Origin of the sequence: Thiobacillus thioparus DSM 505, from assembly GCF_000373385.1 — a bacterium.
Lineage (GTDB): Bacteria > Pseudomonadota > Gammaproteobacteria > Burkholderiales > Thiobacillaceae > Thiobacillus > Thiobacillus thioparus.
The window spans coordinates 74,024-98,400 of sequence record NZ_KB891333.1; the positions used below are offsets into that span (position 1 = coordinate 74,024).

Genomic DNA, 24,377 nt, shown 5'->3' on the forward strand with positions numbered 1-24,377 from the left:
GCCTGGAATAACGGTGATCACGGAGAGGAGACAAGCCGGGCCATCAGCAGCCCGGTCTTGCAAGTCGGCGAAGCGTTAAACGGATTTTCGGGTGCTTACGCTTGAATCGGAGGTGATTTCGCGGATCAGGCCCTGTACTGCATCCGCGATCATGTCGAGGTTTTCCTCGAATCCCTGCGGGCCGCCGTAATACGGATCGACCACATCGAGGTTGGGGTATTTGCGGCTGAACGACAGCAGCCGGCGGATCTTGCCGTGGTGGCGCGCCGGCGCGCGCTGGATCAGCTTGTCGTAATTGTCGCCGTCCATGACCAGAATGTAGTCGAAGCGCTCGAAGTCCTCGTCTGCCACCTTGCGCCCGCGCAGATTGCTGATGTCCACCCCCCGCTGGCGGATCGCCTGCTGCGCACGCGGATCAGGCGCCGACCCGATGTGGTAGGCATGCGTGCCGGCCGAATCCACTTCCACGTGTCGGTCGAGACCCGCCTCCTGCAGGGCTTTACGCAGCATGCCCTCCGCCATCGGCGAACGACAAATGTTGCCCATGCAGATCATCAACACCCTAGTCATGTTCTTCCACTCCAAATAACACCTGCTTGAGTTCCTTCAACTGGTCGCGAAGTTCCGCAGCTTTCTCGAATTCGAGGTTCTTCGCCGCGTCCAGCATGTCCTTTTCCAGCTTCTTGATCCGCTTCGTCAGCGATTTCTCATCCAGCAACTTGTATTCGGCCACAGTCTGCGCCGCCTTGAGTTCCTGGCGCGTGGCGTCGGCGTCGTACACGCCGTCGATGATGTCCTTGATGCGCTTGACCACGCCGCGCGGCGTGATGCCGTGCTCGGTATTGAAGGCGACCTGCTTGGTACGGCGACGGTCGGTTTCGTCCATCGCCCGGCGCATCGAATCGGTGATGCGGTCGGCATACAGGATCGCGCTGCCGTGCAAATGGCGCGCGGCACGGCCGATGGTCTGGATTAGCGAACGCTCGGAACGCAGAAAGCCCTCCTTGTCGGCGTCCAGGATCGCCACCAGCGACACCTCGGGGATGTCGAGGCCCTCGCGCAGCAGGTTGATGCCGACCAGCACGTCGAACTCGCCCAGCCGCAGGTCGCGGATGATCTCGACGCGCTCGACGGTGTCGATGTCCGAATGCAGATAGCGCACCTTGATGCCGTGCTCGGCGAGGTAATCGGTGAGATCCTCGGCCATGCGCTTGGTCAGCGTGGTGACCAGCACGCGCTCGCCGACGGCGATGCGCTTGCGCGCTTCGCTCATCAGGTCGTCGACCTGCGTGCCCACCGGGCGCACCTCGACCACCGGATCGACCAGGCCGGTCGGGCGCACCACCTGCTCGACCACCTGCCCCGCGTGCTCGGCCTCGTACTTGGCCGGCGTGGCGGAGACGAACACCGTCTGCGGCATCAGCGCCTCGAACTCCTCGAACTTCAGCGGGCGGTTGTCGAGCGCAGACGGCAGGCGGAAGCCGTAGTCGACCAGGTTTTCCTTGCGCGAGCGGTCGCCCTTGTACATGCCGCCGACCTGCGTCACGGTGACGTGCGACTCGTCGATGAACATCAGCGCGTCCTTCGCCAGGTAGTCGATCAGCGTCGGCGGCGGCTCGCCCGGCTTGCGCCCCGACAGATGGCGCGAGTAATTCTCGATGCCCTTGCAGAAGCCCAGTTCGACCATCATCTCGAGGTCGAAGCGGGTGCGCTGCTCGAGCCGCTGCGCTTCGACCAGCTTGCCGTTGGCGTAGTACCACTCCAGCCGTTCGCGCAGTTCGACCTTGATTTGCTCGATCGCACGCAGGGTCGTCTCGCGCGGGGTCACGTAATGGCTCGACGGGAACACGGTGAAGCGCCCGACCTTCTGCAGGATCTGCCCGGTCAGCGGGTCGAACAGGTGCAGGGTCTCCACCACGTCGTCGAACAGCTCGACGCGGATCGCAGTTTCCGCATGTTCCGCCGGAAAGATGTCGATGACGTCGCCGCGCACGCGGAACACGCCGCGCTTGAACTCGACGTCGTTGCGGTCGTACTGCATCTGCGTCAGCCGCGTGATGACGTCGCGCTGGGTCATCTTCTCGTTCTGCCGCAGCAGCAGGATCATGCTGTGGTAGTCGGACGGGTCGCCGATACCGTAGATCGCCGACACGGTGCAGACGATCACGGTATCGCGCCGTTCGAGCAGGGATTTCGTCGCCGAGAGCCGCATCTGCTCGATGTGCTCATTGATGCTGGAGTCCTTCTCGATGAACAGGTCGCGCGCCGGCACGTAGGCTTCCGGCTGGTAGTAGTCGTAGTAGGACACGAAGTACTCGACCGCGTTTTCCGGGAAGAACTCGCGCATTTCGGAATACAGCTGCGCCGCCAGCGTCTTGTTGGGCGCCATGATCAGCGCCGGGCGTCCCGTCCGCGCGATGACGTTGGCCATGGTGAAGGTCTTGCCCGAGCCGGTCACCCCCAGCAGAGTCTGGTACGACAGGCCGTCCTCGATCCCCTCGACCAGCCGGGCGATCGCGGTCGGCTGGTCTCCAGCCGGCGGAAACGGCTGAAACAGACGGAAGGGGCTATTGGGGAAGGTGACGAACATCAGAACCCGGATATTTCATAAATTAGGACGCGCCGCTCGCTGGTCAGCGGAGTCGTTGCGCCTTGGCGCTTACGAATCCGGCGTCCCCCTTGCGGGGGCTTTTGCTTCGTATGGAAACTTTGCTCCGTCGGGCGTATGAATCACTACGCCACTCCTTCACAAAATTCCCCTACAAAACAAAATCCTGCGCGATCATCACGCGAATTTATGAAACATTCGGGTTAAAATCGCGCGGCTAAAACTTGTCGATAGTAGCACTTCCGCTCCAGCGGATGCTCTGAAGGAACCATAGTGGAACTCTCCCGCCGCGTACAGGCCATCAAACCCTCGCCCACCCTGGCCGTCACCGCCCGCGCCGCCGCGCTCAAGGCGAGCGGCCGCGACATCATCGGCCTCGGCGCCGGCGAGCCCGACTTCGACACGCCGCAGCACATCAAGGACGCGGCGATCAAGGCGATCAACGCAGGCTTCACCAAATACACGGCGGTCGATGGCACGCCCAGCCTGAAGGCGGCGATCATCGACAAGCTCCGTCGCGACAACGGCCTCGACTATGGCCCCAAGCAGATCCTGGTGTCGTGCGGCGGCAAGCAAAGCTTCTTCAACCTGGTGCAGGCCGTGATCAATCCCGGCGACGAGGTCGTCATCCCGGCGCCGTACTGGGTCTCGTACCCCGACATCGTCATTCTCGCCGATGGCAAACCGGTGATCGTCGAGGCCGGCATCGAGCAGGGCTTCAAGATCACCCCCGCGCAACTGGAAGCGGCGATCACGCCGAAGACCCGGCTGGTCGTCATCAACAGCCCGTCCAACCCTACCGGCGCGGTCTACAGCGGCGACGAGTTGGCCGCGCTGGGCGCCGTGCTGCGCAAGCACCCGCAGGTACTGATCGCCTCCGACGACATGTACGAGCACATCCGCCTGAACGACGTGCCCTTCGTCAACATCCTCAACGTCTGCCCCGACCTCTACGACCGCACCCTGGTGCTGAACGGCGTGTCGAAGGCGTATTCGATGACCGGCTGGCGCATCGGCTATGCGGCCGGGCCCGAGGCGATCATGCGCGCGATGACCAACGTGCAGTCGCAGTCCACTTCCAACCCCACCTCGATCTCGCAGGTGGCCGCCGAGGCCGCGCTCAACGGCGATCAGGGCTGCATCACGCCGATGCTCGACGCCTTCAAGGAACGCCATCGTTTAGTCGTCGATGGACTCAACGCCATCCCCGGCTTCAGCTGCGTCGACAGCGGCGGCGCGTTCTACGCCTTCCCCTACGTACGCCCCGCGATCCTGAACCTGCTGGCGCGCGACGTCATCGAGGAAGCGACCGACATCGCCTTCTCCGAATATCTGCTCGAAAGTGCCGACGTCGCCGTCGTTCCCGGCTCGGCCTTCGGTGCCGAAGGCTATATCCGCCTGTCGTTCGCCACCTCGCACGCCAACCTGGAAAAGGCGCTGAAACGCATCGCCGCCGCGCTGGCCTAGCGCGCCCGGCGCGGGTAGGCTAGCGGCATGTCTCCACCCTCCGCCCTGCCCTCCCCGCACGGGACTGTTTCCCTTCCGGGAACGCTGAGCTGGCTGCTCCAGCTCGGCTACACCACCGCACGCCTGTTCAAGCAGAACAGCCTGCAGAACCACGCCGCGGCAACCTCGTTCTACTTCCTGCTGTCCGCCACCCCGCTGCTGCTGTTGCTGAGCTACGCCCTGCAGCTGCTGGGCCGCATCGCCGAGAACTCGGTGCCTGCCACCATCCTCATGGCCGCGCTCTACAGTCAGATGCAACTGGACACGCTCACCTCGCTCGGCTTCATTCCGCGTCAGACGCAACTCGCCGCCGGCGGCGTCGGTCTCGTCACCCTGCTGCTGTCGTCGCGCGGGCTGGTGAACACGATGCAGGGCACGTTCAGCATCATTTTTCCCGACACCATCAGGCGCAATATGGTGGTGTCGTGGGTGCTGCCGCTGATCATCCTGCCGGTGCTGTTCCTGCTGATGGGCGTGGCCGCCCTGGCGCAGGTGACGCTGAGCTTCCTGGCGCAGAACGACTTCATCGGCATCGGCAACGCGCTGGTCCTGAAGGCGCTCAACTCGCTGTTCGGCTTTGCCATGATCTGGGCGCTGCTGTTTGCCGCCTACTGGCGGCTGCCGCGCAGGCATCCGCGCGCGCGCGTTGCCGCCGCGTTCGCGCTGGCTGCGACGGTGAGCCTGGGGATGTTGTTCGCCCTGTTCGGCGCCTTCTTCAAGCTGGAGAACTACCACAGCCTGTACGGCGCACTCGGCGGCGTGGTGTTCGTGCTGATCGGCGCCTATTTCGCCTTCCTGCTGCTGTACCTGTGGGCACAGGCGCTGTATGCCTGCGGCAAGGCCGACATCACCGCCCTGGAGAAGCTGTTCCTCGCCGCCACCGACGAAGGGACCAGCACGCTCGAAAGCTATGTCTTCGGCAACGCCCATCGCCTGCTGGAAAAATACGGCGAGACCTACCCGGCCGGCCATGTGCTGATCGCGGAAGGCGACGACTCGCGCATCGCCTACTTCCTCTACGCCGGCCGCGCCGGAGTCTACAAGGACACCGCCGAAGGCCGCCGCCGGCTGAGCGAACTCAACGAAGGCCAGCTGTTCGGGGAAATGGCCTACCTGCTGAACGAAAAGCGCACCGCCTCGGTCGTCGCCGACAGCGAAATCACCGTGCTGGCCTTGCCGCCGCATCTCCTCGAAGAACTGATGCGCCATTCCGCCCCGTTGTCGCGCCGCATCATCGACACACTCTGCCAGCGGCTGGAACGGATGAACCTGGCGAATCCAGGCTGAATTGATCTGAAATAGTGTATGGATATACACTACTTCAATCGTAACCCCAGCCCGGCCTTTCCGTCATCCGGGAAAGCCGGGATATCGCAGCCGCCATGTCCTTGCAGTCGCTCTACGTCGATCTCAATTCCTTTTTCGCCTCGGTCGAGCAGCAGTTGCGCCCCGAATTGCGCGGCCGGCCCATCGGCGTGCTGCCGGTGATGGCCGACACCACCTGCTGCATCGCCGCCAGCATCGACGCCAAGCACTTCGGCATCCGTACCGGCACCCCGGTGTGGCAGGCCAGGAAGCTCTGCAAGGACATCGTCTTCGTGCAGGCGCGGCCCTCGATCTATGTGGACATCCACCATCGCATCATCGCTGCGGTGGAATCCTGCACCCCCGTCGGCGACGTGCTCTCGATCGACGAAATGGCCTGCGAGCTGATGGGCAGCGACCGCGAGGAAGCCAACGCCATCAAGCTCGGCAAGCAGATCAAACAGGCGATCTACGACCAGGTCGGCGAAATGCTGCACAGCTCGATCGGCATCGCACCCAACCGCTTCCTCGCCAAGACCGCGTCCAACATGCAGAAACCCGACGGTCTCGTCGTCATCCGCCAGAGCGAACTACCTGGACGGCTGTATGGCCTCAAGCTCGGCGCGCTGACCGGCATCGGCCGCGCCATGGAACACCGCCTCAACCAGCTTGGCATCCATACCGTCGAGCAGCTCTGCACCGCCAGCAAGGAGACCCTGCGCCATGTCTGGGGCGGCATCGGAGGCGAACGTTTTTATGCCAAGCTGCGCGGCGACGCGATGGCCGCCGCCCCCACCCAGCGCGCCAGCATCGGCCATTCGCACGTGCTCGCGCCCGAACTGCGCGATCCGGCCTCCGCCCTCGCCGTGCTCAAGCGCCTGCTGCACAAGGCGGCGATGCGGCTGCGCTACTACGGCTACTGCGCGGGCGCCCTGAGCCTGCATCTGCAATACATGAAGACCGGCACCGGCCATCCCCGCTGGGTCGACCAGGCGCGCTTCTCGCCGCACGCCGACACCTTCAAGTTCAACCCCGTGCTGGCCGAACTGTGGCAACGCCGCCCGTCCGACCCCGGCCCCATCCTCAAGGTCGGCGTCACCCTGTCCGACTTCGTCGAACCTGGCCAGGTCACACGCGACCTGTTCGACCCCGAAGACCTGCACGAACCCCTCAACAACGTGCTCGACCAGATCAACCAGCGCTACGGCCCCAATACCCTGTATTTCGGCGGCGCCCACAGCAGCCGCGGCACCGCGCCGATGCGCATCGCCTTCAGCCACGTGCCCGAATTGCAGGTGGAAAATGACGGCTGAGGGTTGACCGAATCGCCCGCCATCTCTAGAATGCGCGCTTCCCATTCCCCGATAGCTCAGTCGGTAGAGCGACGGACTGTTAATCCGCAGGTCCCTGGTTCGAGCCCAGGTCGGGGAGCCAGATACAAAAAGGCCCGCAACGATGCGGGCCTTTTTTATTTCCAGTTGCCACCCTTTGCATGCAATCGTTTGCAGGCACGGCAACTCCGATCCGACAATCAGCCTCGGCTAGTTCTCTTTGATCTCGCCGAGCAGTTGCGAGAATTTTTCCATCTGCTGCTGGGAAAAGCTTGCCCTTGCGAAGGCAGCCAGCATCATCGCTTTCTGCGGGTTCATGCCTTCCAGCGATATCGAGCGGTTCGCCACATCTGCCAGTTTGCGCAGATTCGGGGTAGCGACACCTTTATGCTTGAAGAACGATTCAATTCTCGTTGCCCATTCTTCCGGAATCTTGCTTCGCCCTTTCTCCAAATTACTCAAAAAAGCTGACGTCACGCCCAGCGCGGCCGCCATTTCGCTCTGGGTCACCTTGGCGTCAAGCCTCGCTTTCCTCACGACTATCCCAAATTCCGTTAGATTGACCATATAGTTTCCATGCAAGCGTCCATCAACGATTAGGGGGATTCATTGATGCGTATCAAGGGGAGTAGCGTTAGCAGCTCGGCGGGGTTTCCCGTGTGGGAAGGCATGGCGATTCGTTTGATCGGCACGCCATGAAAGACTGGAAAGACAAGCACCACGAACATCCGGTGGTGGCGTTCGCTTGAGTTGGCGGGTGATGCCTCTGTCCGGGAGCCCCGTTGGTTTGGCCAAAGGCCGCACGGCCCAAAAAGACTTCACGCCATCGTTTAACGCATCCAAGAATCCTTAATTTTCAGTACGAAAACCTCCTTGCCTAGGGAGGATCTTTGCTTGATCCTCCAGAACATCAACGATCCTGGCGCCTTCGCATAGCGGGACGTTATAAAACCGAGAGGCGCAGCAACAGAAATTATTGACGACCCCAATCATCAATCAAGCGATTGCCATTTTCAAAGACTTAATGTCAATAACTCATATAGGAAATGACTATGAGTTGGCGAATGGGCGTTTTCATCCCGGTTTGATGCGGCCTGGAAACGGAAGCGGCGCATTTGCGGGTTGCCAGTTCGTCGTCGATTGGTCCACGTTTCCGTTCATTCGCGCCACGATCGTGCGGGCTCTCTCCAAGGATCGCTACAATAGGCGCTGAACCGGCCCCGCCGCGCCCTCTCAATGTGCCATGACAACCCAGAAAATCGCGCGTAACGATCCGTGTCCGTGCGGAAGCGGAAAGAAGTACAAGCAGTGCTGCCTGCTCACGGCGGGGCAACCCGTCCCCCCCGCTTCGGCAGCGATGGATCTCGCGAATGCCTTGCAGCGCGCCTCCGCACACTACCAGGCGGGGCAGTTGCGCGAGACCGACGCGGTTTGCCAGCAGATCCTGCAACTGTCGCCCAATCATCCGGATGCCTTGCATATGCAGGGGATGATTGCGTATCAGATCGGCATGCTCGATGTGGCGGCCGTCCTGCTCGGCAGTGTGACCAAGATCGCGCCGAACTTTGCCGACGGGCACAACAACCTGGGGGTGGTGCTCATGGCGCAAGGCGCGCTGGACGAGGCGATTGCCCACTACCGGAAAGCCATTGCGCTGCAGCCCAACCATGCCAATGCCCATTACAACCTGGGGAATGCGCTCAAGGAGCAAGGCCGACTGGACGAGGCGATCGCCAGCTACCGCAAGGCCGTCGCGTTCACGCCCAACTATGCCCAGCTGCACAGCAACCTGGGCGATGCGCTGCAGACGCAAGGCCGGCTGGACGAGGCGATCGCCAGCTACCGCAAGGCCCTCAGGCTCGATCCGGATCTGGTGGAAGTGCACTACAACCTGGGCGATGCGCTAAGGGAGCGGGAAGACCTGGACGAAGCAGCCGCAAGCTACCGACGGGCGATCGAGCTCAAGCCGGACTATGCCGACGCCTACAACAACCTGGGCAACGTGCTGAAGAACCAGGACAAGCTGGACGAGGCGGCCGAGGCCTATGAGCAGGCCATCCGGCTCAAGCCGGATTTCGCCGAGGCCTACAACAACCTGGGCGTCATTTACCAGAAGCAGGACAGGCTGAACGAAACGATCGCCTGCTGCCGACAGGCTGTTTCGATCAAGCCGGATTTCTCCGAGGCATACAGCAATCTGGGCGAGGCGTTCTATGCACTGGGCCGGCTGGACGAAGCCATCGCCTCCAACAAGCGGGCGCTCGAAATCAGGCCGGACTCCGCCGAGACCTACAACAGTCTGGGAACCGCCCTCAGGGAACACGGCCGGCTGGACGAAGCCGCCACATGCGGCAGACAGGCACTGCTGCTCAAGCCGGATTTCGCCGAGGCCTACAACGGCCTGGGCAATACGCTCCAGGCGCAAGGCAGGCTGGACGAAGCCATCACCTGTTACCGGCAGGTCCTGTCGCTCAAGCCGGATTCGACGATCGCATACAGCAACCTGCTGTATACGATGCAGTACATGGATACTGTCACGCCGGCGGAAGTATTCAGCGAACACCAGCGCTACGCCGAGCGCTTCGAAACCCCGCTCAAGGCGCATTGGCGGCCCCACGCCAACAGCCGCGACCCCGAACGACGACTCAGGATCGGGTACGTCTCCGCGGACTTTTACAATCATGCCGTGGCCTTCTTCATCGAGCCGATTCTGGCCGGACACGACAAATCCCAGATGGAGATCCATTGCTACTACAACCACATCAAGCGTGATGCCCATACCGAGCAGATTGCCGCCCACGCCGATCACTGGCTGGCCTGTTCGAAAATGAGCGACGCGCAGCTCGCCGAACGCATTCGTGCGGACGGCATCGACATTCTGATCGATCTGTCCGGACATACCGGCTACAACCGCCTGCCCGTGTTCGCCCGCAAACCGGCGCCCGTGCAGGCCACGTGGATCGGCTACGCCGGCTCCACCGGCCTCACCGCGATGGATTACCGGATCACCAATGCGGAAATGGACCCGCCCGGGCTGACCGAGCGTTACCACAGCGAGTCGCTGGTGCGCATGCCGGACTCGGGCGTGGCCTACCGGCCGGAACCGGGGTGTCCGCCCGTCAATCCATTGCCGGCCCTGAGCGCCGACACCTTCGTGTTCGCCTCCCTGAACAACCTGATCAAGATCAACCCATCGGTCGTCAATCTGTGGGCACGGATTCTGAAAGCGCTACCGCACGCCAGGCTGATGCTTGGCAACATAACGGACGACGGCGTCCGGCAGCGGGTGATCGAACGGTTCGGCCAGGCGGGCGTGGAAGCCGATCGCCTGATCCTGCAGCCGCGCATGTCGTTCAGCGAGTACCTGGCGCTGCATCACACGATCGATCTGGCGCTCGACCCTTTCCCCTACAACGGCGGCACCACCACGATGCACTCGCTGTGGATGGGGGTGCCGGTCATCACCCTGGCCGGCGAACACATGGTGTCGCGCTGCGCGGTTCCCTTGCTGTCGCGTGTCGGTCTGAGCGAATTCATCACGCACAGCGAGGAAGACTACTTTCAGCTCGCCATACGGATGGCGCAGGACTTGCCAGGGCTGGATCGAATCCGGCAGTCCCTGCGCGCGCGGATGACGGCGTCGAACTATGGCCCGGAAACCGTCACGCGCCACCTGGAAGCCGCCTACCGGGAGATGTGGCGGACATGGTGTAGCAGCTGAGGCGCGCGCCTCAATTCACGCCGGTGCGGCGCAGGAACAGGGTGTCGCCGCTGACGAACGCCGAATCGTAGAGGGGACTACCGAGCAGTTCGTCGCCCACCCGCCGCGGTCCGTCGCCGAACGCCCACACATAGTCGTCCAGCAGCAGCCAGCCCCCCTCGACGAGATAAGGGCTCCATAGCTCGACGTCCCGCCGCACGTGGTCGTAGCGATGGTTGGCGTCGACGTGCAGCAGGCTCAGCTGCCCGCTGACCGGAATGCTGCCCAGTTCGGGGCTGCGCAATGCACCGCTGCGGATGGCCGCCTCATACTCGCCCGTCGCTTTCTCGGAGGTTTTGCGGATATACCCCACGTTGTCGAGCAGGGCTGCGGCATTCAGGAATACCCGGAAGATTTTTTCGCTGTCGATGTCGGTGTTGGCGAGTTCGACGTTGATGATCGCGGCGTCGGCGCCCTGGTCGGTCAGCTCGGCGGTATTCCACGGATCGACGCAGATCATGCTGCCCAGCGTGTACTGGCGGGCCAGATAGCCCAGCGCAAACGCCGAGCGTCCGTACAGGCATCCCACTTCGAGCAGGTCGCCGAGGGGCAACAGACGGGCAATGTCGCACAAGGCATGAAGTTTTCCGACATCGGAATCCCCGGGAATGCTCAGGAACTGCCGATGCAGCGCAGAATACCGTGCAGGCGACAAGGGCGGACGGATCGGCTGGGGTGCCGCAAGTCCTGCAAGCGGGGAGTCGGACGACATCAAGGCAGCCCACGCCTCGTGTGGCGCAAAGCGCTGCTGCGTCGCGGAAAACGGATCGGGGCTGCAGAGCGTGAAGCGGAAGCGGCCCGGGTGTGTTTTCAGGAGCGTATTCAGATGGCGCCAGACGCCCTGATGCGGCGCATAGACCGTCGTCACCGCGTGCTGTTCGAGCGCGTTCTGCAAGGCCCGGTCAAAGGCCGGGTCGGTGATGAAGGGCAGCCGGAGGAAACCGTCGACCGCTTTATCCCCCGGGCCGGCCATGGCAGAGCTGGCGCCGACGACCGTGCGGCCGAGCGCCTTCGCGGTCCGGATGAAGGCGTCCGCGTCGTCGATATCGAGCGGGAAGATCAGTATCGTTGTCGTGTTCATGTCAGGCGATGCCGGTTCAGCATGCATGATGCGTCCAGTCGAGGATGCATTTCAGATCGCGCACGTGCAGGTTTGCGCGAGCGAGAAAATCCATGTCGGCCGACAGCCGCGCCACCATCTGCGCCTTCTCCGCATCGCTGAGCAGCGGATGCGGATCGCAGCCCATCAGCGCGAAGTGATCGAGAAAATACTGTCCCAATTGGGCCGCATCGGACAGCGCCAGCTTGTCGGCAAGCTGGCGCGATCGCGAGGCATAGGCGGGGTTGCCCGACAGCCAGACGAGCCAGCCCGGCATGACGATCCTGAGCGATGCGCCATGCGAAATGGGGCGACGGGCGGCCAGCGCATGGGTCAGGTAATGCAGGATCCACGGGACTTTCTTGCCGCAGGAAAACAGATAGGACAGCGAGAGCGTCGATGCAAACATGGTGTTGGCCCGGAAGCCGTACGAATCTTTCCAGGTTTGCAGTGCCGGCGTGTTCTTCAGCAGGTAGTGGATGGCTTCGAGAATGATCGCATCGACGATTCCCGTGCTGTCCTCCATCGAAAAATACTGCTCCAGCAGATGGGACAGGATGTCGGTGTAATTATCGGCCAGCACCTGCGGCGGCAGCGTGATCGTGTAGTCGGGGTTGCAATAGGCAAAGCGCGGACGCGTGGACAGGCTGCTGAACGCAATCTTTTCGTTGTCGGCGCGGCGGCTGATGACGAAGCCGCCGTTGACCTCGGTGCCCGTCCCCGTGGTGGTCAGCACCACGCCGAGCGGCAGTGCGGGCGCGGTGAAGTCTTGCCGTGCCGCGTGATACGCCCAGATGTCACGTGCCTGGTTGGCCGCCAGCAGAGAGATGGCCTTGGCGGCGTCGATCACCGAACCGCCGCCGATCGCCAGGACGAAATCCACGCCGTGATCGAGTGCAAGGTCGGCGCCTGCCCCGACGAATTCGTCATCCGGGTCTTCCCGGCATCCCGGATGCTCGAGGTACGCGATGCCGCGCGCTTCAAGCAGGCCGGTGACGTCGTCGTAGCTGCCATTCAGACGCGCGCTTTCGCGTCCATAGACCAGCATTACCTTCGAAACGGGGTGCTCGTCCAGTTCCCGTTCCAGCAGCGATCGCGCACCCGACCCGAACAGGATCCGGGTCGGCATGGAGAACGCGAAATCAAGCATGGGCGAACGCCGGGCAGTCAGACCGCATAGAGGACGGTTTCGATCGCGCTGATCGTGGAGTGATGCTTGACGTGCAGGCGATAGCCATAGCGCTCGCTGATGATGAGCGGAATCCTGAAGTAGTCGTCGAGGTTGTGGTACAGGCAAAGGCACAGACGCGGGCGGTCGCGTTCGATCATGCGATGCGCGCCCTGGACGACGCGCTGCTCCGAACCTTCGACGTCGAGCGCGATCATCGACACCTTGCCCTCGATGATCTCGTCGATGGCGACGCCTTCGTGCTGGTAGGTGCTGTTAGCCGCGTCCGCAGTCACGTGCGCGTCGAGTCCGGAATTGGACATGTCGTCGTCGAAGCTCAGTAGCGTGTTCTCGCTCCAGAGGATCTTGTTGTGGATCGTCACCTGCGGTGCGTCCTTGAACTTGTCCCGCAGATAGGCCGACCAGGTCTTGCTCGGCTCGAAGGCCGCGATGCGGATGGCAGGGTTGTTCTCGAGGGCGCGGTCGAGATGCTTGCCGTTGAAGGCGCCGGCAAAGACGAGCTGGCCGGATGCGTCGAGCCGTTCGTTGATGTCGTTGCCGAAATACGGGCTGGGGCTGAACAGGGACTGGTCCCACAGCCGTCCGCACAGGATGTTCTCGATGCAGCCCCGGTAGGTCTTCTTCGACACAGGATCGGCCAGCAGGCCAATGGCCCGGTCGCACTGGTCCATGTTTTTCTGCAGGTAGTCGTAGACCTCGAAGGTCCGGCAATGGAACAGCGGGAAATAGTAGAGTTCGCTTGCAACCACCCTCGCCTGCAGTTCCAGCAGGCCGGCCGTGATGATGATCACGGTATCCTTGGGCAGCATGTTCTGCACGTCCTTGAATGGCAGGACGGGGATGCCCCAGAGCGTCTTCTCGGCAATCTCGCGCGTGCTGTCGCAGATGCCGTAAGGCGTGGGCAGGAGCTTGCCGTCGCCGCAGTAGTGCTCGACGAAACCCTTGAGCCGCCGCCCGGCGCCCCACAGGATGAGCTTTTTCCCCTGCAGGCCCTTGATCGTGTTGGCCAGGTAAGTCGTGTCGATCTCTGAAAATAACATGGGGGTCGCTCGCTAGAGAGGTTGATCGAGTGTGGCCTGGAACCGGGCCAGCGTGGCCTGCAATCGGGCCGCAAAAAAGTCGAAATCCGCCTCGGTGGCGGCGTAGTTCGGCAGCAGGCGGATGGTCCGGCCGAGATTGCAATGCTGGAGCAGCAAGCCGTTCTGCTGGGCCAGCCTGCAGAACAGGTCGCCCGCCTGCTTGCTGTCGAGCCTGCCCGTGTCGCTCAGGTCGAAAGCGCACATCAGCCCTTGGCCTCGGGGATTGCCGATAAGGGAGGATTCGGCAGCAATCGCGCCGAGTTTAGCCAGGAGGTACGCGCCGGAGGCGCGGTTGCGGTCGAGCAGGCCGCGGGCTTCGATCTCGTCGATCAGGTGCGACACCAGGGCGCCGGCGTAGGACTCGTTCTGGTGGGAGCTGAAATACTCCATCGCGAACTTCGCATGGGGAACGGTATGTCCGTTGGCGATGACGCAGGAGACCGGGTAGCCCATTCCCATGGCTTTTGCGGACACGACGAAATCGGGCACGCATCCGAGCTGCTGATAGTAGAACCAGCTGCCCGTCCTGCCGAAGCCGGTCTGGCATTCGTCGAAGACCAGGAAGATGCCGTTGTCGTCGCAGATTTGTCGGATCGCCTGGAAATACCGGCGCGACGGAAAGAAGAATCCCCCGCCCGAGATGATCGGCTCGAAGATCGCCGCGGCAATGTCGTCCTTGCACTCGCCGAGGATCTGGCGGAACGCCTCGATGCAGCGGTCGGTTTCCACTTCGTCATCGGCATGGGCACGCGGCGCAGGCGTGACGTACGAGTGCTCGACCGGCGGCCGGATCCGGTCGCGCGACATCGAGTACGCGGCGCTGCCGTGCGTCAGCCCGTGATAGGCCTTGTCGAAGGCGATGACGCCCGGCTTCTCCTTGATGTGCTTCGCGTACTTGAGACAGCATTCGACGGCCTCCGCGCCGGTCGACAGGAAGAGGATCCTGCCGTTCATCTCCGGGGCGCGGTCATGAATCTGCTTGGCGGCCAGCAATACCGACCGCGTCAGCGTGGAGGTGTCGGTGTCCTGCAGGGTCTGGGCGATCTCCTGCATCTTGCGGGCGACGCCGGGGTCGGAGTGGCCCAGCACCGCGCAGAACTGGCCGCTGTTCAAATCCAGATACTGGTTGCCATCCGCGTCCCAGACGTAGCTCCCCTGCCCCCGCACCAGGACGATGTCGCGGAAGCTGAGGACGGGAAGCATGTAGCGCCCATATTCGGCAAGCAGGGACGCGTTGTTGTCTGGCAGACTCATGTCAGGTGACCCAATGTCATCAAGGTGCGGGGGATCGATCGCGTTTCTCTTCGATCAATGCAACCAGTCCGCCGACGGTTTTTGCCTGGTCGCCCAGCATGTCCGCTTCCGAGAACTGGATGCCGAAGCGCTCTTCGATGCGAAAGATGAATTTGATGAAGGCGAGCGAATCGATATGGCCGACGTCGAGGTATCGGTAGGCGGGCAGCGCTGCAGGTTCCGGGACTGCGCCTTTTTCTTCGAGCAGCTGCACGATGAAATCGTAAACGGATGGGGACATGGGGGTGGTCTGGTCGGGGCGCGTCATACTGCTTCCCACTTTCGTGTCTGCGCCGATCGGGAAATGGCTTCCAGGAAACGCAGACCCTCTTCCGACTCCTGGGCACCGTAGACGAACGCATTATGCGTCACGGTGCCGGATTGATGCTGGCGCAGCTGGTCGGCGATATCGGCATAGAGATTGGCAAAGGCCTCGATGAACCCGGAGGGATGACCAGACTTGAAACGGTTGTAGCGCAATTGCCGGGCCAGGTCGGCATCGCCTGACCCGCGGTCAATGAGTAGTCTGCGGCCGTCAGCCTGGCTGAACAGCAGATCCTCGGGCTGCATCTGGAACCACTCGGCACTGGCGAGACTGCCGTAGACGCGGATGCGCAGGCCATTGCGGTTGCCGAGCGCCGTCTTTCCGAACCAGGACTGCACCCGCAGGCCGTCCTCGTAGTGCGCGAGGCAATAGACGTTGTCGACGATGTCGCCGAACTGGCCATAGGTGGCCTGATCGCCGATGACTTCGAGCGGCGCCTTGCCCCCGGTCAGGAAATGGACCAGATGATGGGCGTGCACGCCGAGATCGAGCGACACCGTGGGAACGGCATGGTCCTTGAGGCGCCAGGCTTGCGGCGCAGCCGCCTGCCGCAGGAAGCCTTCCTGGGGGATCTCGATCTGGATCTGCTGCAGGCGCCCCAGCTGGCCGTCGGCGATCATGCGGCGCAATTCGCGCACCATCGGATAACCGGAATAATTGTAGGTGACCGCCAGGAAGCCGCGGTTGCGGTCCACGGCTTCGCCGATGCGCCGGCACGCTTCGCTGGACACCGCCAGGGCCTTTTCGCAAATGACCGGATACCCGGCATCGAGCGCCGCGATCACGCTATCCAGATGATCCGGCGTCGGCGTCAGCACCAGGATGGCATCGAGCGATTGCCGCTCGCTTTCCAGGAGCGCGTGCCAGGTGGCGTGCGTGCGCTCGGATGGGATGCCATACGTCCGCGCCGTGTCTTCGTTGATGGCGGCACGCCGGCTGAAGCACCCGCAATCCACGCGAAAATGGCCGTCCAGCCGGCTGGAATTGTAGTGCGTGTAGCCGACGGCCGAATTCAGGGCGCCGCCGATAAAACCCAGTCGCAGGGGAGGCAGGTGGGTATGGGCCATACTTATCCTTTGTGCAGGCCGGTTGAATAGGCCTGTCGCAGTGCAGGTTTGTCGAGTTTACCCATTGCGTTCCGCGGGAGCGCATCGACGACGAAGAAGCGGCGCGGCTGCTGGAAATCACCCAGATGCTGCATGCAAAGCCGTTGCAGGTCGCGCGGTTGCGCCGGCGCATCCGGCGCATGGAAGGCGACGACAACGCCGACCACTTCGCCCAGCTGGTCGTCCGGCAGCGGAATGGCCGCGCACTCTCTGACTGCGGGGTGGGTGGCGACCACGTCCTCGATGTCCTTCGGATAGATGTTGATGCCGCCGCAAATGATGATGTCCTTGATCCGTCCGAGAAAGAACAGAAAGCCTTCGCTGTCCATCCTGCCGAGATCGCCCGTACGGAAATAGTCCCCCCACATCGCGGCTTCCGTCGCGGCCGGCTGGGCATAGTAGCCGCTGAACAGCATGGGCGTGCGGCACGCGATCTCACCTGGCGTGTCCGGCGCCGCCGCCTGCCCGTTTTCGCCGAGGATCAGGACGTCCGTTCCCGGAATGGCGGTACCGACCGAGCCCAGTTTACGGGACGCCGCGCCGGGCGCCAGGTTGGTGGCAATGGCAATCTCCGACGCGCCGTAGCACTCGTGAAACGCGCAGGACAGGTGGGTCAGCAGCCTGGCCTTCGTTTCATCGTCCAGGAGCGCGGAAGAAGACACCAGACAGCGCAGCGAGGGCAGCGTTTCCCCGCTGGCGATCAAGGCGTCCAGTATTTGCCTGAGCTGTGACGAAACCGCGATGGAGAAGGTCACGCCGTGCTGGCGGACCGCAGCGATCCAGGTGGCCGGGCTGAAGTGCGCCATGACGATGCTCGTCCCCCCGGAAATCAGCGGCATCAGCACCAGCCGTTGCGCCAGGGAGTGATACAGCGGCGTGGCGGCCAGCGTCACGTCGTCCGCGGTGACGCCATACAACTCGGCAGCCGCCGCGGCACGCAGCCGCTTGGTACGCTGGCTCAGGAGAATGGGCTTGGGCTGTCCGGTGGAGCCGGAGGTGAGCACCATGAGATACGGCAACGTCTCCGACAACGTGGGCGCCGGCCCGGGCGTAGCGCGGCCTGTATCGATCAGCGCCTGCACGGATGTCCAGCCTTCCCGGACACCGCCGGCCACGACACGCATGCCGCCGGGCGGAAGACGCAGGTCGTCCAGGCTGGAAGCCGCGCCTGACCATGCGATCAGGTGCCGGACGTCGGCAGCCTTGAAGGTGGCCGCCAACGCTTCCGCACCCAGCCCCATGCTCTGGGGCACGATGACCACGCCGAGGCGCGCGCCTGCGAGCAAGGTCAGGACAAACTCGGCACAATTGGGCAGGAGCACGCCGATGGGGTCGCCGGCATGCACCCCTGCAATCGACAGGCCATCCGCCAGCGCATCCACCTCCTGCAGAAGGTCGCGATAGGTGTAGCGGGCGTTGCCCACCACGAGCGCCAGTTTGTCGGGGCTGCGTTCGGCGGCATGCCGGAAGTGCCCATAGAGGGCTGCGGGGTGCGATGAAGTCAGCATGGGTATGCTAACGGGTGGAGCGGGCAATAAATTGAAGAAAAGCCTGACTCGAGAGCGGAAAGCGCTCGCCACTCGCCGAGACATACACCTCGTCGGCGAGCGTGTTCCGGGTCACCAGCGTATTGGCGCCCACGAAACATTGCCTGCCGACCCGGATGTTGTCGCCGAGGGTAGCGTTGATGCCGAGGAAGCAGGCGTCCCCGATCACGGTCTCGCCCCCGATGGCAACGCCCGAATTGATCCAGCAGGCGTCGCCGATGCGGCAACCATGTCCTATCGACGCATTGCTGGCAATGAAGACGCTGTTGCCGATCTGCGTATAGGGGTGGATGGCGGCATGGTCGAGGATGATGGTGTTCTCGCCCACCGACACGCTGGCGTGGCGCACCACGGACGCGTGGACATAGCTGGCGAAGGCATAGCCCTTGGCCAGCCCTTCCTGGTACTTGCGGACCCGCAAGTCATTCATCTCCCGATAGCCGACGGCGATGATCAGGCAATGGTCTGCCGGCGGGTAGCCCGTCTCGATGTCATCGAACGGGATGACGGGAAGGCCTTCGATGAAGGGATCGGTCAGGACGGAGCGGTCGACGGTAAACGCCGCAACCTCGTACTCCAGTCGCGCAAACTCCAGAAACATGCGTGCCATCTGGCCATTGCCGTAGATGATCAGTTTTTTATTTTCCATCGCAGCTGTCATGCCCCGCCCTTTTCGCGACGCTCTGTTCTAAATGCATGACTGCGCTGCAATCAGTCGGGTAATGGTGTCGATCTGCCTGTCATCCAGGTTCGGGTAAATCGGCAGGCACAAGATTTTTTCTGCGGCCTCGACCGCGACCGGGAGATTGTCGGGGTGCGCGGAAGGGAGCCCTCGATACATCGAGAAGTCCGAAATCAGCGGATAAAAATAACGGCGCGGGTGGATGCCGTTGTCCTTGAGTTTCTGGTGAAGGTCGTCTCGGCTGATCGGATAATCGGCCTCGACCAGAATCGGGAAATAGGCGAAATTGGAAATATCCCCCCGTTCCGCCGGCATGCATTGAATCCCGGCCACCCCTTCCAGGCGTTTGCGATAGACCGCGTCGATTTCCCTGCGCCGCGCAAGCGCCTGGTCGATATATTTCAATTGGAGCATGCCCAGTGCCGCATTGAACTCGCTCATCTTGCCGTTGATGCCCGGGGCGACGACTGCCACCTCGCTCACATGGCCGAAATTCTTCAGGTGATCGATCCGCGTTTTGGTCTTGGCATCCGGGCAGACGATCGCCCCGCCCTCGAAGGTATTGAACACCTTGGTGGCGTGAAAGCTCAGCACCGACAGATCGCCATGCCTCAGAATGCTGCCACCCGCGTCGCGCACGCCGAATGCATGCGCCGCATCGTAGATGACCTTGAGGTTGTAGTTGTCGGCGATGGCCTGGATGGCCTCGACATCGCACGGGCGGCCGTAGCAATGCACGGGCATGATGGCCGTGGTCTGCGGCGTGATGGCGGCCTCGATCCTCGCCGGGTCGAGATTGAGCGTGTCGCGGTCGATATCCACGAACACGGGCTTGATACCGTTCCAGAGCAGGGAATGCGAGGTGGCCACGAAGGAATAGGGCGTGGTGATGACCTCGCCCGTGATGCGCAAGGATTGCAATGCCGTGATCAAGGCGATCGTGCCGTTGGTGAACAGGGCGATGTGCTCGACACCCAGATACTCGCCCAGCGCCTGTTCCAGTTGCTGATGGAAGGGACCGTTGTTGGTGAGCTGCTTGCTCTCCCAGATTTTTTCCAGGTACGGGATGAACTCGTCCAGGGGCGGCAGATAGGGTTGCGTGACGTAAATCTGTTCCGGATCAGTGCTCATCGATCAACCTTGGCATATCAATCGTTCGCTACAGGAGAACGCGCGTGCTCATGAATCTATTATGGGGCGCCCGGGGCGGGCGTGACTTCATGAACGGCTCAAGTCGGGCAATCTGAAGCCGCATGCAAGCTGAGTGGAGGCCCGAGGCCCGAGGCCCGATGATAATGGGTTATTTGAAGGATTTGTTGGATTGGGAAGGCCGCCCCCTCTCGGCACAGGCTTCAGGCTCGATGAAACGGGCATGCCCGATGCAGCAAGGCCCGCATTGCTGCGGGCCTTGCTGCATCGGACGGCAGGGCCGGCGTTTGCGCCTGCCGGATCAATACGTGGCTTCGTGGACCTGCGGCATGCCGTCGTCCACCCAACGGGTATAGCCGCCTTCCATGTTCAGCACGTTCTTGAATCCCATCATCTGCAGCACGGCGGCAGCCATGGCGGAACGTCCGCTGGTGGCGCAGTAGACGACGATCTGACGGTCGCGGGCGGCAGCCAGTTCGGGCAGGTGCTTGGGATAGCTGGGGTCGGCGGCCGCTTCGATGATGCCGCGCGGCACCAGCTGCGCGCCCTTGATGTGGCCCGTCTCGAATTCGCCGTGTTCGCGCACATCGAGCAACAGCAGGTCCTCCCTCGCATTGAGTTTGTCCAGCAGCGCCTGCGGGGTGATTTCCCTGACGCAGGATTTGGCGGCGCGGACGAAGTCCATCAGGCTCATGGGCTGTTCGGGTTTGAAGGTGTTGTACATCGTGGGGGTTCCAGGATCGGGTTGTTGAAAGGCCGAAAAATATCAGATTGCGGCGCCGGGCACACTCAGGCCCAGTACTTCGCCTTGTCCGGCAGCACCCAGCGCACACCGCCGCGCGGATCTTCCTTGTCGCCGCGGTAGCGCGGGATGAGATGGATGTGCAGGTGCGGGACGGTCTGGCCGCCGGCCGGGCCGTGGTTGATGCCGATGTTGTAGCCGTCGGGCTGGTGGTGCTTGTCGAGGATGTCTTTCGCTTGCGCCAGCATGCTGAGCAACGCAGTCTGCTCGGCTTCGGTGGCCTCGAACAGGGTGGCGACGTGGCGACGCGGGATGATCACCGTATGGCCGAGCGAGACGGGAAACCCGTCGCGATAGGCCACGGTGAGTTCATCTTCGGCGACGATGCGGTGCGGGTCGAGTTGGCAGAAGGGGCAGGGTTTGGTTTCAGGTGCGGTCATGCCTTGGGTGTGCTCGTGTTGATGGTGCGGTCGGGATAGGATCGAGTTTACCCGATGCGTTCAGGCAGACGGGAGGCGGTCTCGCCCCCGGCGACACTATCCCTTGGGCAGGATTTCGTCCCAGGGCGGTTTGTTGCCGATCCGCTGGGCCAGGTATTCAACCAGGGCCCGGACGCGGTGCGGCACGTAGCGATTGCTCGGAAAGACCGCATAGATTCCCAGTTCAGGCGCACGGAACGCAGGCAGCAGGATATCCAGGCTATGTTCGCGTACCGCCGTTTCGACAATGAAAGTGGGAAGATAGGTGATCCCGAGCCCGCCTATCGCGGCAGCGAGCAGGGCGTCGCCGCTGTTGGCCTCGAGCCGGCCGGCGACGGGAAACCACTCGGTCTTGCCGTCAAGGGTGAAGGCCCAGCTTGTGCGCGTGGCGAGCACATAGCCGAAGCACTCATGCTGGATCAGGTCCTTCGGGTGACGCGGACGGCCATGGCGCTTGATGTAGCCGGGCGCGGCCACCACGACGCTCCGGCTGCTGCCGATCTTGCGCGCCACGTCTCCCGGCTCCAGCCGGTCGGTGATGCGGATAGCCAGATCGAGCCCGCCTTCGATCAGGTTGGTGCGGCGGTCGCTGAATTCCAGTTCGACGGTGATCTCCGGGTTGGCGGCCATGAAGTCGCCGAACATCGGCATCAACTGGCGAATGCCGAAGGAGAACGGCAAGGTGATGCGGAGGTGGCCGCGCGGCGCCTGGCTGTCCTCGGTCAGGCCGGCTTCGGCGGCATCCACCAGCCCGAGGATTTCGCGGCATTTTTCCAGGTAGGTCGCGCCAGCCGACGTGAGGCTCAGACGCCGTGTGCTGCGGGCCAGCAGCTTCGTCCCAAGGTGCGCTTCGAGCGCCGCCACCTGTCGCGTCACCACCGAGCGCGCCACGTTCATCTGTTGCGCGACGGCGGAGAAGCTGCCGAGTTCGGCCACCCGCACGAAGAGCCGCATGCTGTCGAGTCGGTCCATGTATGTTCCCGTCCGATTGTTGCCTACAGAGCAACAATAATTTGCCAAATGTAGCCTATTTCCCCAAGCCCGGCCTGCGTACAGTGAACCTATCGTCTTGTCCGCACTCTGGAGTTCAGCCATGAATCTCACCGCTCGCTCTTTCTCCTTGAGCCTGATGAAACCCGGCACACGGCATGTCGCGCCGTTCGCCGGCCTGGCCGCCCTGGCCGCCCTGTTGCTGTCGGCGGGTGCCCAGGCCATCGAATTCAACCAGCTGCTGGCCGACAAGAGCGCAGTGAGCTTCGCGTACAAGCAAATGAACGTGCCGCTCGATGGCGGCTTCAAGCGCTTCAACGGCCGGATCAATTTCGATCCGGCAAAGCCGGCGCTCGCCAAGGCCGAAATCGATATCGAGCTCGCCAGCATCGATACCGGCTCCGAGGAAGGCAACGACGAAGTGGCCGGCAAGCTCTGGTTCAACACCCAGCAGTTTCCCGTCGCGCGTTTCGTGTCCACTTCGATCAAGCCGCTGGGCAACAACCGCTTCGAAGTGGCGGGCAGGATGAGCATCAAGGGCCGCACACTCGATACGAAAACGCCCGCCACGTTCAGGCAGGAAGGCAATCTCGGCATGTTCGAAGGCAGTTTCGTACTGAAGCGTGGCGACTACGGCATCGGCGAAGGCATGTGGGCCGACTACGGTACCGTCGCCAACGAAGTGCAGATCAAATTCCGGCTGGTTGCCGCTGCGGCAGCCAGCAAGAAGTAGTGCGTCCCATCCCTCATTCACCCAGGAGAATCCCCATGAAGAAACTCGCGCTTGCCCTTGCCTTTGCCTCCTTCGCCGCCAGCGCCTTCGCCGCGCCGGAAACCTACGTCATCGACCCTACGCATACCCAGCCGCGCTTCGAGTACAACCACTTCGGCTACTCCAATCAGGTGCACAGCTTCGACAAGACCAGCGGCACGATCATGTTCGACAAGGCCGCCCGGACGGGCTCGGTGGACGTCACCATCGACGCCAAGTCGGTGAACACCGGCTATCCCCTGCTGAACCAACACATCCAGGATGAGGATTTCTTCGATACCGCGAAGTACCCGACCATCACGTTCAAGTCGACCTCCGTGAAATTCGATGGCGACAAGCCGGTGTCGGTCGACGGCAACCTGACGATCAAGGGCATCACCAAGCCGGTGACGCTGACCGTCACCTCGTTCCAGGCGATGCCGCATCCCATCATGAAGAAGGACGCGATCGGCGCCAATGCGGTGACCAAGATCAAGCGCACCGAATTCAACATGGGCAAATACGCGCCCTATGTGTCCGATGACGTGACCCTCGAAATCCCGATGGAAGCCGTCGCGGTCAACAAGCAGTAAACGCCGCCGCTTCTGGCGGAGAATGGAGTCCGATATGTCTCGCCTGCCCGTCGTGTTCGTGTCCCACGGCGCCCCCGATGCCCTGCTGAAGGCACCGGAGGCCGTGGCCTGCTGGCGCGGGATCGGCCGGGACATTCCGCGGCCGACGGCGATCCTCGCGATCTCGGCGCACTGGGAAGCGCGCCAGCCCACGGCCAGCCTGTCCGGCGCGCCGGAGACGATCCACGACTTCTCGGGTTTCTCGCCGACACTGCATGCCATGCAGTATCCCGCGCCAGGCGCGCCGGCACTGGCCGAGCGCGCCGTCGCCCTGCTGGCCGCTGCCGGCGCAGCGGCCGAGCTCCATCCCAGCCGCGGGCTCGATCACGGCGCCTGGGTGCCGCTGTCGGCAATGTTTCCGCAGGCCGACGTGCCGGTCGCGCAACTCTCGCTGGTGCGCAACGCCGGCCCGGCGGCGCATTTCGCGCTGGGGCAGGCGCTGGCGCCGCTGCGCGAGGAAGGCGTGCTCATCGTCGCCACCGGTTCGATCACGCATAACTTCGGCTGGCTGGACTGGCAGGCGGCCGGCGACCCGATGCCGGTTCCGCAGGCGAAGGGCTTCGCCGACTGGGTCGCCGCGCGCGTCGCGGCGCAGGATGTCGCGGCCCTGCTGGATTATCGTTCGGCGCCCCATGGTTCGGCGTCGCATCCGACCGAAGAACACTTCCTGCCGTTTTTCGTCGCCCTGGGCGCCGCGGACGGCGACCGGGCCACGCGCCATCAACCTCCCTTCGCCTATGGCGGCCTTGCCATGGATGCCTATGTGTGGCGGGACCCGGCGGAAGCCCATTGATCCCTTAAAGG

Annotated in this window: 22 protein-coding genes and 1 tRNA gene; 8 read left to right on the forward strand and 15 right to left on the reverse strand. The window is 62.9% G+C overall.

The window, feature by feature from the left end; translation table 11 throughout:
• Positions 1–75: 75 nt before the first annotated feature.
• Both B058_RS0115690 and uvrB read right to left on the reverse strand, forming a co-directional pair.
• Complete coding sequence (locus B058_RS0115690) at positions 76–555, reverse strand: low molecular weight protein-tyrosine-phosphatase (RefSeq protein ID WP_018509449.1); 480 nt, start codon at positions 553–555, stop codon at positions 76–78.
• A 7-nt stretch (positions 556–562) separates the two neighbouring features.
• On the reverse strand, positions 563–2,590 hold the full coding sequence (gene uvrB, locus B058_RS0115695; protein WP_018509450.1) for an excinuclease ABC subunit UvrB: 2,028 nt from the start codon (positions 2,588–2,590) through the stop codon (positions 563–565).
• 291 nt (positions 2,591–2,881) lie between these two features.
• Here uvrB and B058_RS0115700 point away from each other — a divergent pair, with 291 nt between their 5' ends.
• The 4 genes from B058_RS0115700 (at position 2,882) to B058_RS0115715 (ending at position 6,853) form a co-directional block, all read left to right on the forward strand.
• Entirely contained in the window at positions 2,882–4,075 is a 1,194-nt protein-coding gene (locus B058_RS0115700) for a pyridoxal phosphate-dependent aminotransferase (RefSeq protein ID WP_018509451.1), read from the forward strand.
• A 27-nt stretch (positions 4,076–4,102) separates the two neighbouring features.
• Entirely contained in the window at positions 4,103–5,401 is a 1,299-nt protein-coding gene (locus B058_RS0115705) for a YhjD/YihY/BrkB family envelope integrity protein (protein ID WP_018509452.1), read from the forward strand.
• Between the two features lie 95 nt (positions 5,402–5,496).
• Positions 5,497–6,732 carry a Y-family DNA polymerase gene (locus tag B058_RS0115710; RefSeq protein WP_018509453.1) on the forward strand — a complete coding sequence of 412 codons (1,236 nt, stop codon included), beginning with the start codon at positions 5,497–5,499 and terminating at the stop codon, positions 6,730–6,732.
• 45 nt (positions 6,733–6,777) lie between these two features.
• Positions 6,778–6,853, forward strand: a tRNA-Asn gene (locus tag B058_RS0115715).
• Positions 6,854–6,960: 107 nt separating this feature from the next.
• Here the strand turns inward: B058_RS0115715 and B058_RS0115720 are convergent.
• Positions 6,961–7,317, reverse strand: a complete 357-nt coding sequence (locus B058_RS0115720; RefSeq protein ID WP_018509454.1) for a helix-turn-helix domain-containing protein — start codon at positions 7,315–7,317, stop codon at positions 6,961–6,963.
• A gap of 676 nt (positions 7,318–7,993) precedes the next feature.
• On the opposite strand from B058_RS0115720, the gene B058_RS0115725 reads away from it, so the two are divergent.
• Complete coding sequence (locus B058_RS0115725; protein WP_081616821.1) at positions 7,994–10,471, forward strand: tetratricopeptide repeat protein; 2,478 nt, start codon at positions 7,994–7,996, stop codon at positions 10,469–10,471.
• Positions 10,472–10,481: 10 nt separating this feature from the next.
• Here the strand turns inward: B058_RS0115725 and B058_RS0115730 are convergent, their stop codons facing one another.
• From B058_RS0115730 to B058_RS0115785, 12 genes are all read right to left on the reverse strand, one after another.
• Positions 10,482–11,591 carry a class I SAM-dependent methyltransferase gene (locus B058_RS0115730; protein WP_157265946.1) on the reverse strand — a complete coding sequence of 370 codons (1,110 nt, stop codon included), beginning with the start codon at positions 11,589–11,591 and terminating at the stop codon, positions 10,482–10,484.
• A 16-nt stretch (positions 11,592–11,607) separates the two neighbouring features.
• A complete protein-coding gene (locus B058_RS0115735) occupies positions 11,608–12,759 on the reverse strand; it encodes an iron-containing alcohol dehydrogenase (protein ID WP_018509457.1) in 1,152 nt (383 codons plus the stop codon).
• A 17-nt stretch (positions 12,760–12,776) separates the two neighbouring features.
• Entirely contained in the window at positions 12,777–13,838 is a 1,062-nt protein-coding gene (locus B058_RS0115740; RefSeq protein WP_018509458.1) for an FkbM family methyltransferase, read from the reverse strand.
• Between the two features lie 12 nt (positions 13,839–13,850).
• On the reverse strand, positions 13,851–15,131 hold the full coding sequence (locus B058_RS0115745; RefSeq protein WP_018509459.1) for a class-III pyridoxal-phosphate-dependent aminotransferase: 1,281 nt from the start codon (positions 15,129–15,131) through the stop codon (positions 13,851–13,853).
• 19 nt (positions 15,132–15,150) lie between these two features.
• Complete coding sequence (locus B058_RS17125; protein ID WP_018509460.1) at positions 15,151–15,438, reverse strand: acyl carrier protein; 288 nt, start codon at positions 15,436–15,438, stop codon at positions 15,151–15,153.
• Entirely contained in the window at positions 15,435–16,562 is a 1,128-nt protein-coding gene (locus B058_RS0115755) for a Gfo/Idh/MocA family protein (protein WP_018509461.1), read from the reverse strand. The genes B058_RS17125 and B058_RS0115755 overlap by 4 nt, the downstream gene beginning before the upstream one ends.
• Before the next feature lie 2 nt (positions 16,563–16,564).
• On the reverse strand, positions 16,565–18,109 hold the full coding sequence (locus tag B058_RS0115760; RefSeq protein ID WP_018509462.1) for a class I adenylate-forming enzyme family protein: 1,545 nt from the start codon (positions 18,107–18,109) through the stop codon (positions 16,565–16,567).
• Positions 18,110–18,116: 7 nt separating this feature from the next.
• Positions 18,117–18,797, reverse strand: coding sequence for a DapH/DapD/GlmU-related protein (locus B058_RS17130; protein WP_018509463.1), 681 nt, complete (start codon positions 18,795–18,797; stop codon positions 18,117–18,119).
• Positions 18,798–18,836: 39 nt separating this feature from the next.
• Positions 18,837–19,961, reverse strand: coding sequence for a DegT/DnrJ/EryC1/StrS family aminotransferase (locus tag B058_RS0115770; protein WP_018509464.1), 1,125 nt, complete (start codon positions 19,959–19,961; stop codon positions 18,837–18,839).
• 319 nt (positions 19,962–20,280) lie between these two features.
• On the reverse strand, positions 20,281–20,703 hold the full coding sequence (locus tag B058_RS0115775) for a rhodanese-like domain-containing protein (protein ID WP_018509465.1): 423 nt from the start codon (positions 20,701–20,703) through the stop codon (positions 20,281–20,283).
• 65 nt (positions 20,704–20,768) lie between these two features.
• The gene (locus B058_RS0115780) at positions 20,769–21,161 is read right to left on the reverse strand and encodes an HIT family protein (protein ID WP_018509466.1); all 393 of its coding nucleotides are present in this window, start codon (positions 21,159–21,161) and stop codon (positions 20,769–20,771) included.
• Positions 21,162–21,257: 96 nt separating this feature from the next.
• The gene (locus tag B058_RS0115785; protein WP_018509467.1) at positions 21,258–22,172 is read right to left on the reverse strand and encodes a LysR family transcriptional regulator; all 915 of its coding nucleotides are present in this window, start codon (positions 22,170–22,172) and stop codon (positions 21,258–21,260) included.
• A 157-nt stretch (positions 22,173–22,329) separates the two neighbouring features.
• Here B058_RS0115785 and B058_RS0115790 point away from each other — a divergent pair, with 157 nt between their 5' ends.
• The 3 genes from B058_RS0115790 to B058_RS0115800 are packed head-to-tail and all read left to right on the forward strand — an operon-like array spanning position 22,330 to position 24,366.
• Positions 22,330–22,923 carry a YceI family protein gene (locus B058_RS0115790; protein ID WP_018509468.1) on the forward strand — a complete coding sequence of 198 codons (594 nt, stop codon included), beginning with the start codon at positions 22,330–22,332 and terminating at the stop codon, positions 22,921–22,923.
• Positions 22,924–22,958: 35 nt separating this feature from the next.
• On the forward strand, positions 22,959–23,534 hold the full coding sequence (locus B058_RS0115795) for a YceI family protein (RefSeq protein WP_018509469.1): 576 nt from the start codon (positions 22,959–22,961) through the stop codon (positions 23,532–23,534).
• A 34-nt stretch (positions 23,535–23,568) separates the two neighbouring features.
• Complete coding sequence (locus tag B058_RS0115800) at positions 23,569–24,366, forward strand: dioxygenase family protein (RefSeq protein ID WP_018509470.1); 798 nt, start codon at positions 23,569–23,571, stop codon at positions 24,364–24,366.
• The last annotated feature ends 11 nt before the right edge of the window (positions 24,367–24,377 follow it).

Coding starts and splice junctions, on each gene's coding strand:
- B058_RS0115690 (WP_018509449.1), bottom strand. CDS start 555: ATGATCTGCATGGGCAACATTTGTCGTTCGCCGATGGCGGAGGGCATG.
- uvrB (WP_018509450.1), bottom strand. CDS start 2,590: ATGTTCGTCACCTTCCCCAATAGCCCCTTCCGTCTGTTTCAGCCGTTT.
- B058_RS0115705 (WP_018509452.1), top strand. CDS start 4,103: ATGTCTCCACCCTCCGCCCTGCCCTCCCCGCACGGGACTGTTTCCCTT.
- B058_RS0115710 (WP_018509453.1), top strand. CDS start 5,497: ATGTCCTTGCAGTCGCTCTACGTCGATCTCAATTCCTTTTTCGCCTCG.
- B058_RS0115720 (WP_018509454.1), bottom strand. CDS start 7,317: ATGGTCAATCTAACGGAATTTGGGATAGTCGTGAGGAAAGCGAGGCTT.
- B058_RS0115725 (WP_081616821.1), top strand. CDS start 7,994: ATGACAACCCAGAAAATCGCGCGTAACGATCCGTGTCCGTGCGGAAGC.
- B058_RS0115730 (WP_157265946.1), bottom strand. CDS start 11,591: ATGAACACGACAACGATACTGATCTTCCCGCTCGATATCGACGACGCG.
- B058_RS0115735 (WP_018509457.1), bottom strand. CDS start 12,759: ATGCTTGATTTCGCGTTCTCCATGCCGACCCGGATCCTGTTCGGGTCG.
- B058_RS0115740 (WP_018509458.1), bottom strand. CDS start 13,838: ATGTTATTTTCAGAGATCGACACGACTTACCTGGCCAACACGATCAAG.
- B058_RS0115745 (WP_018509459.1), bottom strand. CDS start 15,131: ATGAGTCTGCCAGACAACAACGCGTCCCTGCTTGCCGAATATGGGCGC.
- B058_RS17125 (WP_018509460.1), bottom strand. CDS start 15,438: ATGACGCGCCCCGACCAGACCACCCCCATGTCCCCATCCGTTTACGAT.
- B058_RS0115755 (WP_018509461.1), bottom strand. CDS start 16,562: ATGGCCCATACCCACCTGCCTCCCCTGCGACTGGGTTTTATCGGCGGC.
- B058_RS0115760 (WP_018509462.1), bottom strand. CDS start 18,109: ATGCTGACTTCATCGCACCCCGCAGCCCTCTATGGGCACTTCCGGCAT.
- B058_RS17130 (WP_018509463.1), bottom strand. CDS start 18,797: ATGGAAAATAAAAAACTGATCATCTACGGCAATGGCCAGATGGCACGC.
- B058_RS0115770 (WP_018509464.1), bottom strand. CDS start 19,961: ATGAGCACTGATCCGGAACAGATTTACGTCACGCAACCCTATCTGCCG.
- B058_RS0115775 (WP_018509465.1), bottom strand. CDS start 20,703: ATGTACAACACCTTCAAACCCGAACAGCCCATGAGCCTGATGGACTTC.
- B058_RS0115780 (WP_018509466.1), bottom strand. CDS start 21,161: ATGACCGCACCTGAAACCAAACCCTGCCCCTTCTGCCAACTCGACCCG.
- B058_RS0115785 (WP_018509467.1), bottom strand. CDS start 22,172: ATGGACCGACTCGACAGCATGCGGCTCTTCGTGCGGGTGGCCGAACTC.
- B058_RS0115790 (WP_018509468.1), top strand. CDS start 22,330: ATGAAACCCGGCACACGGCATGTCGCGCCGTTCGCCGGCCTGGCCGCC.
- B058_RS0115795 (WP_018509469.1), top strand. CDS start 22,959: ATGAAGAAACTCGCGCTTGCCCTTGCCTTTGCCTCCTTCGCCGCCAGC.
- B058_RS0115800 (WP_018509470.1), top strand. CDS start 23,569: ATGTCTCGCCTGCCCGTCGTGTTCGTGTCCCACGGCGCCCCCGATGCC.